General features: G+C 29.3%; 15 protein-coding genes and 3 tRNA genes. 7 read left to right on the forward strand and 11 right to left on the reverse strand.

Annotated elements, in window-relative coordinates:
• Positions 1–6 precede the first annotated feature (6 nt).
• Positions 7–1,101 carry a SufD family Fe-S cluster assembly protein gene (locus Q0C16_RS00865; protein ID WP_292319149.1) on the forward strand — a complete coding sequence of 365 codons (1,095 nt, stop codon included), beginning with the start codon at positions 7–9 and terminating at the stop codon, positions 1,099–1,101.
• Positions 1,102–1,182: 81 nt separating this feature from the next.
• On the opposite strand, the gene Q0C16_RS00870 is transcribed toward Q0C16_RS00865, so the two are convergent.
• From Q0C16_RS00870 to Q0C16_RS00895, 6 genes are all read right to left on the reverse strand, one after another.
• Positions 1,183–1,650 (reverse strand): potassium-transporting ATPase subunit C, encoded by a 468-nt coding sequence (locus Q0C16_RS00870; RefSeq protein WP_292319150.1) that lies wholly within the window; start codon positions 1,648–1,650, stop codon positions 1,183–1,185.
• Positions 1,650–3,767, reverse strand: coding sequence for an HAD-IC family P-type ATPase (locus tag Q0C16_RS00875; RefSeq protein WP_292319151.1), 2,118 nt, complete (start codon positions 3,765–3,767; stop codon positions 1,650–1,652). Before Q0C16_RS00875 ends, Q0C16_RS00870 begins: the two co-directional genes overlap by 1 nt.
• A 5-nt stretch (positions 3,768–3,772) precedes the next feature.
• Positions 3,773–5,380, reverse strand: a complete 1,608-nt coding sequence (locus tag Q0C16_RS00880; RefSeq protein WP_292319152.1) for a potassium-transporting ATPase subunit KdpA — start codon at positions 5,378–5,380, stop codon at positions 3,773–3,775.
• A 132-nt stretch (positions 5,381–5,512) separates the two neighbouring features.
• Positions 5,513–6,130, reverse strand: a complete 618-nt coding sequence (locus tag Q0C16_RS00885; protein ID WP_292319153.1) for a FumA C-terminus/TtdB family hydratase beta subunit — start codon at positions 6,128–6,130, stop codon at positions 5,513–5,515.
• Between the two features lie 5 nt (positions 6,131–6,135).
• A complete protein-coding gene (locus tag Q0C16_RS00890; RefSeq protein WP_292319154.1) occupies positions 6,136–7,050 on the reverse strand; it encodes a fumarate hydratase in 915 nt (304 codons plus the stop codon).
• Positions 7,051–7,138: 88 nt separating this feature from the next.
• Complete coding sequence (locus tag Q0C16_RS00895) at positions 7,139–8,155, reverse strand: glycosyltransferase (RefSeq protein WP_292319155.1); 1,017 nt, start codon at positions 8,153–8,155, stop codon at positions 7,139–7,141.
• A gap of 123 nt (positions 8,156–8,278) precedes the next feature.
• On the opposite strand from Q0C16_RS00895, the gene Q0C16_RS00900 reads away from it, so the two are divergent.
• The 3 genes from Q0C16_RS00900 (at position 8,279) to Q0C16_RS00910 (ending at position 11,267) form a co-directional block, all read left to right on the forward strand.
• Entirely contained in the window at positions 8,279–9,301 is a 1,023-nt protein-coding gene (locus tag Q0C16_RS00900) for a 2-hydroxyacid dehydrogenase (protein WP_292319156.1), read from the forward strand.
• A gap of 1 nt (position 9,302) precedes the next feature.
• Positions 9,303–10,973: a thiamine pyrophosphate-binding protein gene (locus tag Q0C16_RS00905; RefSeq protein WP_292319157.1), complete on the forward strand. Its 1,671-nt coding sequence runs from the start codon at positions 9,303–9,305 to the stop codon at positions 10,971–10,973.
• A 202-nt stretch (positions 10,974–11,175) separates the two neighbouring features.
• Positions 11,176–11,267, forward strand: a tRNA-Pro gene (locus Q0C16_RS00910).
• Between the two features lie 253 nt (positions 11,268–11,520).
• On the opposite strand, the gene Q0C16_RS00915 is transcribed toward Q0C16_RS00910, so the two are convergent.
• From Q0C16_RS00915 to Q0C16_RS00925, 3 genes are all read right to left on the reverse strand, one after another.
• Positions 11,521–11,594, reverse strand: a tRNA-Thr gene (locus tag Q0C16_RS00915).
• A 393-nt stretch (positions 11,595–11,987) separates the two neighbouring features.
• Positions 11,988–13,286, reverse strand: coding sequence for an MFS transporter (locus tag Q0C16_RS00920; protein WP_292319158.1), 1,299 nt, complete (start codon positions 13,284–13,286; stop codon positions 11,988–11,990).
• A 115-nt stretch (positions 13,287–13,401) separates the two neighbouring features.
• Positions 13,402–13,476 (reverse strand) — tRNA-Val (locus tag Q0C16_RS00925).
• 87 nt (positions 13,477–13,563) lie between these two features.
• Between Q0C16_RS00925 and Q0C16_RS00930 the strand changes: the two genes are divergently transcribed.
• On the forward strand, positions 13,564–14,073 hold the full coding sequence (locus Q0C16_RS00930; RefSeq protein WP_292319159.1) for a hemerythrin domain-containing protein: 510 nt from the start codon (positions 13,564–13,566) through the stop codon (positions 14,071–14,073).
• A 177-nt stretch (positions 14,074–14,250) separates the two neighbouring features.
• Positions 14,251–15,717, forward strand: a complete 1,467-nt coding sequence (locus Q0C16_RS00935) for an MFS transporter (protein WP_292319160.1) — start codon at positions 14,251–14,253, stop codon at positions 15,715–15,717.
• 9 nt (positions 15,718–15,726) lie between these two features.
• Here the strand turns inward: Q0C16_RS00935 and Q0C16_RS00940 are convergent, their stop codons facing one another.
• Entirely contained in the window at positions 15,727–15,996 is a 270-nt protein-coding gene (locus Q0C16_RS00940; RefSeq protein WP_292319161.1) for a ferredoxin, read from the reverse strand.
• A gap of 187 nt (positions 15,997–16,183) precedes the next feature.
• Between Q0C16_RS00940 and Q0C16_RS00945 the strand changes: the two genes are divergently transcribed.
• A complete protein-coding gene (locus Q0C16_RS00945; RefSeq protein WP_292319162.1) occupies positions 16,184–17,353 on the forward strand; it encodes an MFS transporter in 1,170 nt (389 codons plus the stop codon).
• Here the strand turns inward: Q0C16_RS00945 and Q0C16_RS00950 are convergent, their stop codons facing one another.
• Positions 17,354–18,304 (reverse strand): aldo/keto reductase, encoded by a 951-nt coding sequence (locus Q0C16_RS00950; protein WP_367117869.1) that lies wholly within the window; start codon positions 18,302–18,304, stop codon positions 17,354–17,356.
• Positions 18,305–18,310: the final 6 nt, after the last annotated feature.

The raw sequence follows: 18,310 nt of genomic DNA on the forward strand, positions 1-18,310 counted from the left end.
AAATTTATGAATTCTTTTGAGATTAATATAGAAAACATTAAAAAGCATAAATGGCAAGACATTGGAGACTCTCCTACTACGAAATATTATACCGATTGGAGCCAATATGAAAAGATACTAAATAAACAGGGAGAATTAAAATTTGAAAAACCAAATGGAAAATTCGATTTTATAGTAGGTCCTTGCGGAAATTCTAATAAGGCATACGAACCCAAACTTATTAAACCTGAGGAAAGTAAACTTGCTTCATATCATTTTTACTACTTAAATGAGATTAATGAAATTAACTTAGATTCAGGAGAATATGCTATATCTTTTTGTAATCCAATAAGCGAAAGGTGGGTCTCGCAACACCTTATTGTGAATATAAAGGAAAATTCTAACGTCTCTTTATTAATTTATGAAGGTAGAAAATCTCCAGGAAGTAGTGTTATAGAAATTAATGCACATAAAAACTCTAAATCAAACCTTGCTATACTTCTTGATCCTGAAATAAAATATCCAACAGCCTATTTAATAAGGAAAGCAATATATAGTCAAGCCAGCATGAATTCAATGACATTTTCTACACCAACATTAATGAATAGAATAGAAGAAAAAGTCGTTTTATTTGATAATTCTATTTTTAATCATAAATCACTTACATTATCTTACAAAAATTCAAGAGTTGATAATATAATAGATACAATACAAGTAGGCAGAAACTCAGATAGCGATGTTTCAGGCTTAGGATTTGCGTTTGATTCTTCTTTATCATCAGTTAGAGGAACTGATATAATAACTTACGATGGAAGAAAGAGCAGGTCTAATTTTATTGTTGAGGCTATAATTTTAGGGAATTCGGCTAGAGCGTATACTATGCCAATGATGAAAATTGAAACTGGAGATGTAATTTCCGCTACACATAAATCAGCTCAATATAGGGTTAGTGACGACATACTTTTCTATTTGCAATCAAGGGGGTTAACATATGAAGAAATAGTATCATTGTTAGTATATGAAAAAAGTTTGAGTATGGCCAATCATCTGGAAAATATTAAGGAAAAAGTGCAAGAATTTATAAAACAAAAGTTAGACAGAATTTTTAAAAATCAACTTTAAATTACGATTTTAACATTGCTCTTAGCAACACGAAACCTGATATTAATAAGAAACCAATAAATATTATATCTAATATTCCCATTATTTTTCACCTATATATTTACTATAAATATTTGGATAGGTTTTTATTAATATTTCATTTAATTCCATTACATTAACTATTCTTTGTCCTGGAGAAAATAAAAACAAGTTTTCTTCTTCTATTTGATATGAATTCTTGTATATCAGTTCTTTCAAGAATTGTTTTGATATTCCTGTTGAGTTGCTTATCCTATTAATCTGGCTTAGTGCTTGATTGATTGTAATATACGGGTCGTATCCAAAAGCAAAAGAAATATTGTAATTTGGCCAGAAAAATGCACTATTATTTATATATCCAGAAATTAAATAGGATCCAATAATTGTTTTATTTATTATTATTGGACTCCCATCAGCCTTGTTTTTAAATGCAAGACTAAACCCTCTAATTATTAATGGATAAACTAAGCCTAACAATATCAAACAGAAAACAAAAATTGCTATCGGTACTAGAATGTATTGCTTTACCATCATTTAACACCCATTAAAATAGCCAATAACATATCAATTAATTTTATAGCTATAAATGGTAATAAAGCACCTCCTATACCGTAAATTAAGAAATTTTTTATAAATGTTTTTCTTGGATTTTCCGGCTTATATCTTACCCCCCTTAAAGCTAATGGAATTAAGGCAGGGATAATAATTGCATTAAAAATCATTGTTGCAAGAATAGCTGTTTCCGGAGTTGTTAAATGGAGTATGTTCAAATAACTTATTTTGGGATTATTTAATACTAGAATCATAGGTAATATAGTAAAATATTTTGATATATCGTTTGCTATGCTAAATGTTGTAACTGCTCCCCTTGTTACCAAAAGCTGTTTACTTAACTCTATAATTTTTACGACTCTAGAAGGATTGGAATCTAAATCTATCATATTAGCAGCTTCTTTTGCAGCCCTTGTCCCAGAGTTCATTGCCACGCCTACATCAGCTTTAGCTAATGCAGGGGCATCGTTTGTACCGTCCCCCATGGCTATAACCACATGACCTTTCCTTTGTTCTTCATCAACCTTATTTAATTTATCTATAGGTTTAGCTTGAGATATAACATGGTCTATTCCTGCTTCATTAGCTATTACCTTAGCGGTTATAGGATTATCCCCTGTTACCATTATTGGCGTTATGCCCATAACTTTTAGATCTGATATAACTTGTTTTATACCTGTTTTAATCCTATCTTTTAATACTATAATTCCTACAGCTTTAGTATTAATTGTTAAAAGTAACGGTGTTTCTCCTTTTTCTCCAATATCTCTAACAATTTTTTCTATTTCTTCTTTATTAATATTATCAATGCGCGGAAGAAGAGCGTCTACAGAACCTTTTAATATTTTAATGTTTTCACCCTTTGTAGCATATTCTCTTAGGATTTCCATGAATTTCATACAAATCTTTTCGTCTTTAATATAATCCATTATTTTTGATGGATTTGAAATTTCAATGCCAGAATACCTATTTTTTATGTTGAATTCTATAGGTTTGGACATTAAAGTTATATCAATTATTTTGTCTGGAATTTCAATCTTCATGCTTTCTATTAAATCTATAATTGATTTTCCTTCTCTAGTATTATCATTAAAAGAAGATAAATATGATGTAATAGCAACACATCTTACATCAAAATTGTCTAAAGGTATAAATTCTATAGCAGCTCTGTTTCCTTCTGTTATAGTTCCAGTTTTATCAAGTAATATTATATCAGCATCGCTTGCTGCTTCTATTGCTTTTCCTGATTTTGCTATTATATTATCTCTTGTAAGTCTGGATATACCAGCTATACCGATAGCAGGTAATAAGCCCCCAATTGTTGTAGGCATTAGAGCAACTAGCAATGCAATTATTAATGCGATATTAACGTAGGTATAGCCTAAAGATTTTAATATATAATAAAGAGTTCCTGCAACTATTAAGAATATTAATGATAAACCTGATAACAATATATTTAAAGATATCTCGCTTTGTGACTTAGGCCTTTTTGCTTGCGAAACCAATGAAATCATTTTATCTACAAAACTCCTACCTCTTTCAGACGTTATTTCTACTTTTATTTCTCCTTCAATAACTTTAGTTCCTCCTATAACATGATCTCCTTTGTTTTTATAAACAGGTTCAGATTCTCCAGTTATCATAGATTCATCCATATATGCAGATCCATCTATTATAAATCCATCTGTTGGAACAATTTCACCTTTTTTAATTAAAACTCTGTCACCTTGCCTTAGAGAATTGGATTTAACTTCAATGTAATGATCATTCGTGATTTTATGTGCAATAATTTCTTTTTCGAATATCTTTAAGGAATCGACTCTTGCCTTTGCCTCATACTCTGAAAAAGCTTCAGAAAATGTAGAAAACCATACAGCAAAAAATAACGTTAGGGAAACTGCTAAATAAAAGTTGATTTCATATTTTGGAATTTGACCTGGTATTATTAACATTATAGCTGTAATGAAAAAACCAAGTATAACAACAAACATCACAGGGTTGTTCTTAGCAAGATAAATTGGACTCAGCTTATAGATTGAATCTAAGAAAATTTTTCTAAAATTATATTTTTCGTGGAATCTAATAGACTCTGTCATTTACATCACCACGAAAGAGGTCCTACTATTACAAATGGAATAAATGTTAAAACTGCTAAAAGGAATATCATAAAATCTAAAAGCAATAAGAAAAGTATACCTTGCGTGGGTAAAGGCTCTAAACCAGCTTTTCTGTCCTTAAGTGAAAAAGATTGAGATATAGCTAGCATTAACCCTATCGGTAAGAAACGGCCAATAAACATGACTAATGCGGTAGATATATTAAAGAAAAAGGTATTGCCTAGACTACCTAAATAAGAGGAACCATTATTAGCAGCAGCAGAAGTAAACTCATATAATATTTCTGTATATGTATATGAATTAATATTGCCTAAAATATGTATTGCATACCCAGCAGATAAAGCAATAGCAGTTGGCAATAATATTATTAATGGATGTGTCAAAAAAACCAAAACCGATAACTTGACTTCTTTCGGGGATATTTTCATTCCAATAAATTCAGGCATTTTTCCTACCATAAGCCCTAATATAAATAAAGTCAATAATACGTAAACAATTAGGTACATGAATCCGGTTCCAATAGAACCTGGTATTGATTGTATGAACATGGAGAAAAGAAATGCTATAATAGCGCTTGAGGACATGGAAAATAATGATGCATCAATTGCACCTGTATTAGTTAGTAATGATATACTGTTAAATAAAATACCCGAATAGTTTCCAAATCGATAACTTATATAACCAATAGGCTTGAGTATTTCAGATAATACAATTATTATTATCATGCTAACTAATATGGATCCTAGAAGTGTAAGACCCCTTTTTTTACCTAAAAGATTTCCAAAAGCTAATGGAATAGCCAATGGAAATACTAGCATTAAAAACATTTCGAAAAAGTTGGATAAGTTTGATGGATCTTCAAATGGATTTATTGAATTAGAGCCATAAAAGCCCCCTCCATTATTTCCCAAAAGTTTTATACTTTCCAAAGATGCAACAGGGCCAGTATAAACGATCTGATGAGTTATAGAGCTAATATTATAAAATGGTGAAAAAGTTTGAGGAACTCCAAGAATAACTAATATAATAGAAGATATTATAGATATCGGTAAAATTAAAAAAATTAATGATCTCATAAAGTCAACATAGAAATTGCCAATGCTATTACTTTTTCTTAAAAAACCTCTAATAAAAGCTAGAGATGAGGCAAGCCCTGATGACGGACCAATAAACATTGTTGTTATTATAACTAGCATTTGGGAAGTTAGCGATAAACTTAATTCCCCAATATAATGTTGGAGATTTGTGTTTGTAACGAATGATATTGCTGTATTAAATGCTAAATCAAAGCTCAGACCAGGATATTTGGGCCCAATAAATGACAATTTATTTTGGAACATTAAAAAAATTGTATCAAAAATAATAAATATAGAATTTAAAATTATTAAAGAAAGAAAATATTGTTTATAATTCATTGAAATATTTCTGTCTATACCCAATATTTTGAATAAAGCACTTTCAATTTTGTTTAAATATTTATTTGGTAATTCTTTTTCGTACTTTATAAATAAAGAAATAGGCTTACTTATAATATATGAAACTATTATTGAGAGAGCCATAATTACAACTGTTTGTAAAATAAAATTAATCATAAAACCACCTAAGCTTGAGCGATTGATTTTTTGGAGCTATTTTTTGTTCTTGTTTTGATATGGCAATTCATTTTGTCTCAGAGAAAAATAGATACTAAAAGGGTATTAAAAAATTTTAGATAATTTATATTATTATGTCCATTTATATTCTTTAAGACTTTCTTTAATTTTTTCAGCATTTTTTGCTACTTCATTGAGCCTAATTTCATAATAGTTATTTCCTTCAGTATCTATTGTAATAATCAAAGGTCCGAATTCTTCTACTCTAAACACCCACATGGCCTCTGGAACTCCGAGCTTGTCTAGCCAATAAACATCTTTAACTTCCTTAATTCTTTCAGCAGCAAGAGCTCCTGCACCTCCTGTAAAAACAGCATAAACTGCATTGAACTTCTTCATAGCCTCAGCAGTTTTTTTGCCCATACCACCTTTTCCTACTACCATTTTAATTCCTGTTTTTTCTATAAACTTATCCTCAACACTTTCCATTCTCATACTTGTTGTAGGTCCTGCAGCAACTATTTGCCATTTATTGTCCTTTTTAATGGCTACAGGTCCACAATGATATAAAACCAATCCCTTTAGATCAATAGGTAATTTCTCACCTTTTTCTAAAATCTCTAAAGCAGTTTCATGCGCTTCGTCTCTGGCAGTTACCATAATGCCAGATATATAAACTATATCTCCGATCTTTAATTTTTTCACAACATCATCGGTTAATGGGGTAGATAGATGATATTCATTTACCATATGCATCACCTCACTATAGTGCATCCTGTTCCATTATATAGTATGTGTTTGCTTGTTAATTCCCAAGAACCGTCGCTATGTATAATTGCTGAAGATCTTCTTGTTGCCCAACAGCTTGTAACTATGCCAATTGCAAAAGATGCTGGATGCCTATATGCATAATCAACCTTAACATCTAATGCAGTTAATTGTCCACCGAATCCATGTGGCCCTAATTCTAGTTTGTTTATTTCATTCAATAAATCTAGTTCCATCTTTGCTAGGTTTGGATCTGAATTCCTTTCTCCTATAGGTCTAAGCAATGATTTTTTCGCCAATGTCATAGCTATATCGCCTCCTGCAGCAATTGATATGCCTATAATCAACGGTGGACATGGTAATGGTCCGAACTTAACTATTGTATCAATTACTCCTCTTTTTAATTTATCAAAGCCTTCTATCGGCTCACTCATTATTAAAGTTGAAGGAAATTCGCTTCCTCCTCCCTTAGTCATAAACCAAACTTTTAAATCGTCTCCTTCTACAAGATCAAAATGCATCCAAGGTATGTATCTTCCTGTATTATCACCGCTGTTCTTTTTATAAAATGGATCGACAGCATTTGGCCTTAAGTAGCCCTCTTTTGTTACTTTCCTTAAAGCTTCTGATGCTGCCTTATAGATCTTAGCCCTTATAGGAAAATCCTCACCCATTTCTATAAAAAAGTAAGGGGTTCCTGTATCTTGACAAATTGGAACCTTTTTGCTACAAGCAATTTCTATATCTTGCAAAATCGCTTCTAGCTGTTTCTTAGCTCCTTGATTAGTTTCTCTTTCATACGCTTTTTTTAAACCATCATATACATCTGCTGGTATGCTTGTTGAAGCTGTCTTTATCATTTCATAAAATATGCCAACAAGACCTTCTTCTGTTATGCCCAAAATCCTCACCAATCTTTATTTTTATATTTGAGAATTATATTTTTGAATACAATGTATGTTAATAATTTTTTATTATACTTATTTAAGTTTATTTGCCCTTATTTAAAAAATTATTTATTATTTCTGAAACCTTTATGGCAGAATCTTTTATTTCTAATGGTTGTATTTTTTCTTTTTTTAAATTTTCAATTTCATGTAATATATTAATTTTTAAAACATCTTTGCAAGAATATACTCGAAAACCTTTTCTATTCATCATAATTTTAGCATTTTCTATTTGCTCGAAGTGATTATCTATGTAAACAAATATAGTTTTCTTCTTTAATACATTTGATTCTATTATATTTCCATAACCAGATAAACTAATTATAATTTCAGCATTTCTAATTAAATCTGAAGGGTTTGAATTGAAATACTTATCAGAACCGATTATCTTTACGTTGTACTTTTCCTCTAGTTTTTCCTTCAATTTTTCTGCTATAACTATGCCAGCATTCGTTCCTCCTATATTGATTAATATATAGTTATCTTCTGAATTAATAGAATTATTAAAATTACTTGTAAACGATGGGCCTAAATTTAGAAATTCATTATCATTATCCCAAATGCTTAAGTTAATTGCTAATGTAAATTTTCTTTTTATTCTATCTCTAAGTCCATTATTTAGCTTCGGTATTATAAATCTTTCAAAATAACTTTTAGTGTTGTAACTCACTTTAGTAAAATCTGTTATAAAGATAGATCTTTCCTTTGGAATATCCATAAACATAAATTCCCAAAATTCGTCAGCTATTATTAAATCATAATCATCAAAATTAACATACGATTTAATAAGATTAGCATTATTTTTTACAGCCTTATATAATTTGTAAGAGTTAAATAGATTAATTTTTACTCTACAGTTTTTTATCATACTGCCAATATAATATCCTAAGTTATTTAAATTATCAGAAATTTCTACATAATTTTCTTTTTTATCTTTGATAAATTTCAAGGCGTTTCCAGATGTAAGCCAGTAGATTTTACTTTTGATAAAATTACTTATATGATAATCTCTTGTTATATGCCCTAATCCAACACTCGAAGATGCGTAGAGTATCTTCATTTCTGACCTCTTTCAACTTTAGATTTAAAGTTTTTAGATATTTGTATTATTTTGTTAATTTAATGTATTAATTGCTGAATACAGATTTATATCTCTTATACCTTAATATTATACGGTGAGAGAGTGTTAGAAGAAGTTTATAATGTAGTAGCATTTGGGCCTCTCCCTAAGGCATTTTATCAATCCTTGTTTGAACCTTATGCAAACATGCTTAAGAAAAGAGTAAATATAGAAGTATTTTCAGATACTTCAAATCTGAGAAAAATAGAAGATTCATTAAAAAATGCTGACGTTGTTATAGGAGATCATACAATGAAAATTAAAATTGATAAAACTCTTTGTGATATGTTTGGAAATAGAGTAAAATTGCTTCAACAACCATCAACTGGTTTTGATCATATTGACGTAGAGGAATGTAAAATGAAGGGAATACCTGTTTCTAATATAGGATCTGCAAATTCTTTATCTGTTGCTGAGTATACAATCGCTGCTGCCTTGATTTTGTTAAAGAGACTTTTCTTAGCAACAAATAGTATTAGAGAAGGGAAATGGTTGCAATGGGAGTTAATGGATATAGGTACTTATGATTTATTTGGAAAGACATGGGGAATTATCGGAATGGGTAGGCAAGGCAAAGAATTAGCAAAACGATTAAATGCATTTAATGTTAACATTCTTTACTATGATAAATACAGACTGAATGAAAAAACTGAAAAAGATCTAAACGTGTCTTATAAACAGTTAAGTCAATTGCTTAGGGACAGCGATATTATTTCAATACATGTACCTTTGACTAATGAAACCAAAAATATGATTTCCCAGAAAGAATTTAGAATTATGAAACCTGGATCGATATTTATTAATCCTGCAAGGGGAGAATTGGTTGACAATAATGCCTTAGCAAACGCTTTGAAAAATGGTATAATAGGAGGAGCTGCCGTAGATGTTTTTCCTCAAGAACCTCCTGATTCAAATGATCCTTTAGTATCTTTACTCAGATCAGATCCTAATGTTAATTTAATATTAACGCCTCATATAGCAGGTGCAAATACTGATACTAGAATGAGAATAATAAAAGTTTCTGTGGAAAATGTTATAAGAGTTTTAATGGGGCAAAAGCCAGAAAATGTTGTAAACAGTGATTAAAATGGAAGAAATTAAACTTTCTGAGGCATTAGTTAGAGGTTTAATAAATTCTGGAATTAAAAGAGTTTATGGTATAATAGGTACAACAGTTTTAAATTTTTATGACGCGCTTTATGAATATAAAAATGAAATAAAGCAAATAACAGTAAGGCATGAAGGTATAGCAATCTCCGCAGCTGATGCAGAATATAGAACAACAAGAAGGCCAGCTGCAGCTGTAGTTCATGCAGGAGGAGGTTTCCTTAATTCATTGACAGGATTGGGAATAGCAATGAAAGATAGATCTAGACTCCTTTTAATTTCGGGAAGTGTAAAGAAAAGACTAAAAGATACAGATTCATGGCTTGAAATTAATCAAGAAGCCATATCAAAAGCTTTAGGATTAAAACATTATTACATTGATGAACCAGAAAAATTTTATGCTATATTTAACGAAGCCATTAATAATTTATTTTATGGGCTTCCTATGCCTGTTGTATTAGAAGTCCCGGAAGATTTATGGAATAAGAAAATTTATATAGAAGAAAATTTTCCAATGCTAACTAAAGGATCACAAGAAATAAATAAAGATGATATTATTAGAGTTAAAGAAGAAATAAAAAAGAGCAAGAGACCTTTAATACTTGTTTCGGGCGAAGTTAATTACAAGGATGCAAGAGAATATGTTTATAAATTATCAGAAATTGTTGATGGATATGTAATAACAACAGGAAATAGCAGAGGTTTATGTGAAGAAGACAATTATAGATGTTTAGGAAGAGTTGGTTATGGAGGAGGATCTTTATTAGCAGACAAAGTATTGAAAGAAACAGATTATTTGTTGGTCTTAGGTAATGAATACAATGATATAACAACTTATGGATATAACCTAACTCCACATAATAGTATAGTTGTCATTTCTTTAGATCCTTCTTCAGAAATACGACCTTCTTATTATGAGTCAATAAAAGCTGATCCCTTAGAATTTTTAAAAAACCTTGTTAAAGAGTTAGAAAATGAGAAATTAAAAAATGAGGATTGGGAAAAAGAAATATCAAATTATAAAAACGATTGGGAAAAAATTATAAACGAAACCTTAAAGAGAAAATATGATAATGAGGTTAATCCAGCTAAGTTTTTCTATGAGTTAAACAAGATTTTACCAAGGAATAGAATCATTATTGGAGGTCAAGGAACACACATATTATATGCGTATGATTATATTAAGGTTTTCGAGTTTGGAGGATTCATAGCAGCTACGAACTTGGGTTCAATGGGATTTGCTTTACCAGCTAGTATAGGCGCAAAAATTGCAAATCCAGATAGAGAAGTTGTTGCAATAGCTGGCGATGGAGAAGCTTTAATGAGCATTCAATCACTTCAAACAATAAAAGATGAAAATTTGAACATAAAAATAATAGTTGTTAACGATAATTCTTATAGAGTTTTATATCTGAAGCAAGTTATAAATAAGTCTGGTAGAGTTTATGGCACAGTATTAAATAATCCTGATTTTGTAAAGCTCGCAGAGTCATTTAATATTAAGGGAATTAGAGTTAATAATGATAATGATATTGATAATGCATTAAAAGAAATTAAAAAAGATGAAGCAATTCTTATTGATCTTATTGTCAGTAAAGAAGATTTACCGCCAACTAATACAGACATGGTTTTAAAGATGGATCAGGTATGATAATTTTAAAGTATTTATTATCAAAAACATAGAATACAAAACATATATTAAAATTATTAATTAAATTTCATTATAGATTGAGTTTTATTTAATTAAATTTCATAAATAAAACATTAAAATTTATGGTAAAACTTTAATAATAATCAAAAGTAATCAATTCTAGGTAAGTTTTTTAAGATTGTTTACAATATTAATTTATTGAGGGCCCGTAGTCCAGTTTGGCAGGATGCGGGGTATGCTATAAGCACCCGAATCGGGTCCCTGTGGTCGGGGGTTCAAATCCCCCCGGGCCCATAATTTTTTATGTTCACAAAATTATATTAGAAATAAGCTGAGAATCATAGTTCTGATCTAGTTTCCTAATTTAACAATAAATATAATTAAATTTCTATTCATATAGCTCTATATAAGTATCAAAATGTCTCTAAAAATAAAATATTTATTTAATATTCTTGACTTACCTCTTTATTTTTTCATTATAATAATATATTATCAAAGAATAAGGCTTAATGGACTTTATCTTGGCGAAGATAAATGTGATAATAAAAGCCGTGGCCGGGCTTTGAACCCGGGACCTCTGCCTTACCAGGGCAGCGCTCCACCAGGCTGAGCTACCACGGCCCATTTATTAAGAATCTAGGAAGGATTAAAATGGATTTTGCTCATTTTTGATCTTATTATCTTACTAAAAATATGGATTCATTTCAATTGATTCTAAGTAGTAATTAGCATCTTCGTCTCCATAATAAATAATGATTATGAGGTAAATTTTGTTTCGTACAGATAACAACTTTCATTCTTAATCAAATTATCAATGTCCTACATTTTTAGTTTTCTTTTTAAGTTGCTAATAGGGACATAGAGATATGTTTATTAATACATTATCACTAGAGCACCATTTAATGTTTAGAATTAGCTATACAATATCTTAAAATTTTATAATTTAAAATGTTTTATGCAAAGGATGTCTAGTTTTACAATATTTTGTAAAGTATTTTCTATATTTTTTATATATTATTTGATTTTAGATAAAACATCGAGACTTTTGTATCTGACATCCTCACCTCTTTTAATCCAATATACTGAAGCTATTAAACCAAGTCCTTGAAACCCCATACCATATATAGCAAATCCCCATAATGGAAGTGATGAAGTTAAATAAGTTGATATAGTGTATGTTGTCATAGCTATTCCTCTAACTATACCTATATAAAATGCCCTATTTGTTGTTGGGAATAAAGTTGGTTCATAAATTGTTCTAACAAACCATGTCATAGTTATGAAAAATAAATTAATAAATGTCAAAGAATAAAATAAATACAATGACTTAAAGTTAAAAATTGTATATGCTAATATAGGTAGAAAACTAATTGTAGCAGTTAAAAATGAAATAAAAGTATATTTTCTCATATCAATTTTATCTATTATTGGACCAATTAATAATCCTGCAAAGCTAGCCCCAAGGTTAGCCCATAAAATAACTTCTATGAGAGAAGATCCTTTAAAGTAAAAATCCGCTAAAACAAAAGCCATTAAGGACCAAGTTAAGTAGTTTGCCAAACTCCAAATTGTTAAAAACAAAAACCTCTTTTTTAGTCCTATATTAGATGATAAAAAGTTTTCTTTAACGTTTAATTCTTGGCTAGTAGTTATTTTGCTTATTTCTTTTTCTGCATCTTTAATTTTTCCTTTTGCTGTTAGCCATCTAATAGATTCTGGCATTAAAAGCCTCAACATTATAGCAATTATCAATCCTATTATAGCCATTATAGCTATTGATATACCCATTATTATAAATGAGTTTTTCATGAAATAAACAGACAAAGCTATAGCTGCGGCAATTGCCGCGCCAATATTTTCGAAATTTGGAGATAGAACTAATATTTTTTCCCTATATTTAACAGGAGTAAGTTCTGCAAGCAATGATAGCCCTATAGGAACCTCTCCTTCAACTCCAAACATAGATATCCCATAACCTAATAGAAATAGTACCATTTGTAGTAATCCTTTTATAAATAATAAATCTAAAACAATTATCAAGCTACCAAGGCCATAAAGACCCATAGTTATTATATAAGTCTTTTTTCTACCCATAATTCTATCGGATATTCTCGTTAATATTAAATCTCCTAACAATGGAATAGCTGCTATAACAATCAAATAATATATATTTTGATATGTTGGAAAAAATGCGTATCCCAAAGTATTAATTATCCCCCATAAAAAGAAACCTATAGATGTTGAAAAGAAAATATACCAATGCATTTTACCCCATTTTGCCAAATCAATTTTTCTGATTAGATTTTCAGACATAATTTCACCTTAGAGAACAGTTGTTCTCTAAATATTTAAATTTTTTCATAGGACTTATTATAAATAAGTATTACTATTTTTCAAATACAAAGAAAAATTAAAATAACATGTCATATGGGCCCGGCCGGAGTCGAACCGGCGACCTCCGCCGCGTCAGGGCGGCGTCCTAACCAAACTAGACTACGGGCCCTCAAATCTATATTTATTGCTACCCTTTAAAATCATTTCTTTCATAAAGATATAAAATTTTTGTTTTTTAAATAAAATAGGGTTAAAATTGATAGCAGTAACCCTAGAATTACAAGATGAACATGTTTTTATTTCAAACCTAAACAACTACTTAAAAAATTATAAAAACAATTTAAATGACAAGAAAAATTTGCAAAAAATTAGTAAAATTCTTTTTATTTTAAGCAATTTTGTTTCAAAATGCCATCATAAAAAAGAAGAAAAATTCATTTTTCCATATTTAATAAATAAGGGTGGAGAAGAAGCATCTTTGGCAAACGAAATGATGAACCAACATAGGATCATTGAAAATCTTGAAAATCAATTAGAAAGTAGTTTGAATATGGTTGCATTAAAAACAATAGATCAAAAACTTTTAGACCTAATCACAATTTTAGATTCTCATATCCAAGAAGAAAATACTGTTGTATTCGCATATGCAGAAATTTCTATTGATGAAAAAGAAAAAATTCTAAATGAAATTAATGGATTTGAAAAAGAAAACTTTGAATTTTGTAATAAGGATAAATACCAAAAAATTTTAGATCAGTTACAATGAGAATAATTTATTATTAAATAATAAAATTAAAACATTAAATCAGTTGCAATTTATAACATTTAATTTTTTTATAAAGATCTTTATTAATAGATTACTCGCATAAAGGTTAAAGTAGTAATTTCATATATAGAAAAAATATATATAGTCTATTTAAGTTAAATATACCGAGGGGAGATAATGGAATATAAATGGAAAGCATTATCTGTCACAAGCGTTGGATCACTGATGTCAGCTATAGATAGCACGGTTGTATTATTAGCTCTAGTTCCTATAACTCAAGATCTTCATGCAAATTATGTTACAATAGTTTGGGTAGTTATAGCTTATTTGTTAGCAAGCACCAGTTTAGTATTAAGCCTTGGAAGAATGGGAGATATGTATGGAAGAAAGAAAATCTACAACCTTGGATTTATAGTCTTTACTATAGGTTCTTTGTTAGCAGCTTTATCATTAAACGGAATTCAATTAGTTATTTATAGGGCCATAGAAGGAATAGGATCAGCTATGATGATAGCTAACTCTTTAGCTATAATATCAACAGCTTTTCCACAAAATGAAAGAGGCAAAGCTTTTGGCATAAATTCTATAGTTTGGGCAACCGGAAACATTTTAGGGATAGTATTAGGAGGTTTTATAATAACATATACCAGTTGGAGATGGATATTTTTAATAAACATTCCGATAGGCATTTTCGGAACTATATGGGCTTGGAGGACATTAAAAGAAACTAAGGCATATAATACAAAGGAATCGTTTGATATAGCAGCTGCTATAGCATTTACTTTAGGAATATTATTAATACAATTAGGGGTAACGAATGGCCTATTATATGGCTGGCATGATTTCTCTACAATTGCATCATTTATACTATCACCGTTTCCTTTTATATTCTTTATCATATGGGAAACAAAATATGCCATAGATCCAATCATAGATTTGAAATTATTTTTTGGTAATAAAATGTTTAGCGCTTCTACTTTTACAGCTACAATTCAGAGTTTAGCTATGTTTGCTGTCAATTTTCTATTATTATTTTATTTGGAAGGTATATTTGGGTTAAGCGTTTTAACAGCTTCGTATCTAATAATACCTATGGCATTAGTTAATGCCATAGTAGGCCCAATAGGAGGTAGGTTAACTGATAAATATGGTGCAAGAATTATAAGCACTTTAGGTTTAGCATTCCAAGCAGCAGCTATATTAATGCTTAGTTTTATGAATTCGTCAACATCCTTATGGTATGTTGCATTTACTGAAGGCATTTTTGGAGTTGGAGGAGGTTTATTTTGGCCTTCTAATACAAGTGCTGTGATGTCCGGTGCTCCCAAAGGTAAATATGGTGCAGCGTCTGGAATATTATCTACTTTTAGGAATACAGGCATGATATTGAGTTTTGCTGTAGCATTAACCGCTGTAGCAAGCAAGCTACCACCTGCAATAGTTTATCAGCTATTTGTAGGCACACTAAGCACTAAACTTGATATTAATACAGCTAGTAGTTATTTAGCAGCTCAATCATATGCTTATCATATTTCTTTTGGTTTACTTGTTATATCAATAATATTGTCGTTAATGAGACCTAGTAAAACACAAAATATAATTGAAGAAAAAATAAAAACTCAACAAAGTATACCTATACAATAAATTTATTCTTTAATGTATTTGTTGCCCATCCTTACTATAATGTATTATTTGCGTAGGACAGCTTTGAGAAGCAGCATCAACACAATCTTGTAACTCATCACCTACTGTACCTTCACTTCTTGATCCTTGTTCTTTCTTATCTGCATCTGCTCTCCATTTATTAACAATTTCTGCCTTGCCATCAATTTCATTCATCTGAAATACGTCTGGACACAAACTAACACATACCATGTCTGCTATGCAATTCTCTCTTGGCTCAATCCAAACCTTTATTGTCATTTTTCTCACCGATTTTATATTATTTTTATAAGTTTTAAGTTTTAGTAAATACTAATACTTAACTTATAAGATTTTATCTATCAATATAATTATAAACTATACATATTAATAATTCATATATTCTTAATTAAATAATTTAAATGATAAGATATTTATTTTTGAAAGAAATATTTTTACTGGTGTCGCTATGAATATAGGATTTGCAAGAATTTTAATGAGCAAATCAATAAGAGTATTTTTGTCAGGAATCGTATCAATTTTAACACCATTTTATCTAAAATATTTAGGATTTTCACCATTCTTAATAGGAATTTCCATATTTGTTATTGTATTAGGTAATGTGGTTCAAAATTTGATTTTGACTTGGTTTAGGAGCAAAATAAATATTAAAACATATTTGCTTATAGTTAGTCTGCTTTTTTCTATATCAGGATTTATTCTATTTATATCTTCTTCAATATTTTTAATTTTTTTATCATTGTTTATAGGAAATATAAGTACAACCGGAACTGAGACTGGTCCATTCCAATCAATTGAAGCAGGTATTTTGCCTGATTTAGTAGATAAAAGCTTTGTAAATAGAGCATATGGTATTTATAATTTCTTAGGCTATACTTTTTCCTCATTAGGAGCCTTAACATCATCAATACCGGCTTATTTTAATTATGATATATTCTCCTTTAAAATATTTTATTTATTGTATGGAATAGGAGGTTTAATAATTTTTATAAATTATGTTAAGTTTAATTACAAAGAAGATAAAAGCACAAGACTTTCATTAAAAGATTTTGATAAAAAAGCTAAAAGAGATCTTTATTTAATTACAGCATTATTTTCTACTGATGCCTTAGGAGGTGGATTCATAGTACAATCAATAGTAGCTTATTGGTTCAACTTAAGATATGGAATATCATTAAAAATTTTGGGTCCACTTTTTACGGCAGTGAATATAATTACTGCTATTTCTTTGTTATTAGCACCTTTGATAGCGGAAAGGTTAGGAAATCTTAGAACGATGGTTATTACCCATCTTATATCTAATGTATTTTTAATAATGATACCTATTTTTTCATCATTTTGGATAAGTGCTATGTTTTTATTGCTAAGACAAAGTATGTCTCAAATGGATGTACCGACGAGACAAGCTTTTATTGTTGAAATATTTAAGAGAGAATATAGAGTCTCATTTAATTCTATATCAAATACTTTTAGAAGCATTTCTTCTTTATTTGGATCTCCTTTAGATGGTATAGCTTTAGAAAATGGTTTATTGATTTTGCCATTCTTTGCAGGAGGTTTCATTAAAATTTTCTATGACATTTCTATTTTCTATTTTTATCATAATAGGACAAAATAATTATTTATATTTTTGCGTCTCTTCGATGCTTTCTTGGTTTAAATCCTTAAAGTAATTGTTGTATATTTCTTCGATAATTATTTTTTCATCTGTTTTTAATTCTAATCCATTAATTTTAATGTATTTATCTATTTCTGTTATAGATATTATATTTGGTAAAACAGATGAAACATTTTTGTTTGATAATATAAAAATTAATGCTAATTCATACAGCATATAATTTTTTAATTTTTCTTTTAATATTTCTGCCCCCTGTAACCCTTTTTTAATCCAATTTATATCTTTAAATTTTCTGTGTAATTTACTGTCATAGTGTATTGGCCATTTCATTTCATTTAGTACGTCGCTTGCGTGAGGTACTCTAATAAAATGATCAATATTTTCATATTTTAAAAAGTCTTCACCTGGATATCTTTCTATTATGTTATATATATGTTCTAGGCTTTCATAACCAATTTCTATAGCTTTTAAACCCTCTTCTTTCCAACCTAATGTTGGACCTAAGGAGATTCCATAACTCAATATTTTGCCTTCTTTCTTAAGATCCTTTAGATATTCAAATATCTTTTCATTAGTTACTACATTCATAGTTGGATTATGAAGCATTAGTATATCTATATAGCTTGTTTTCAGTCTATTTAACGAATCATTAATTGCTTTATTCAGATAATCCAAATCAAATCTTCTCTTATTTGTTAATAAATCATACCCTACTTTAGTTAAAATAACTATATCGTCTCTATTAGTTTTAAATATACTTAACAATTCCTCTCCTTTTCCCTTTCCATAGATATCAGCAGTATCGAAGAAATTTATTCCTTTTTCATAAGCATACTTTAATATTTTCTCCGAATTGCTTGCAATACCCCATTCATTAGAAACTAAAGACCATAACCCTATTCCTATTTCTGATACTTCTTTATTAACATTTTTTAGCTTTCTATACATCATAGGTTC

Origin of the sequence: Caldisphaera sp., from assembly GCF_023256325.1 — an archaeon.
In the GTDB taxonomy this organism is placed as follows: Archaea; Thermoproteota; Thermoprotei_A; order Sulfolobales; family Acidilobaceae; genus Caldisphaera.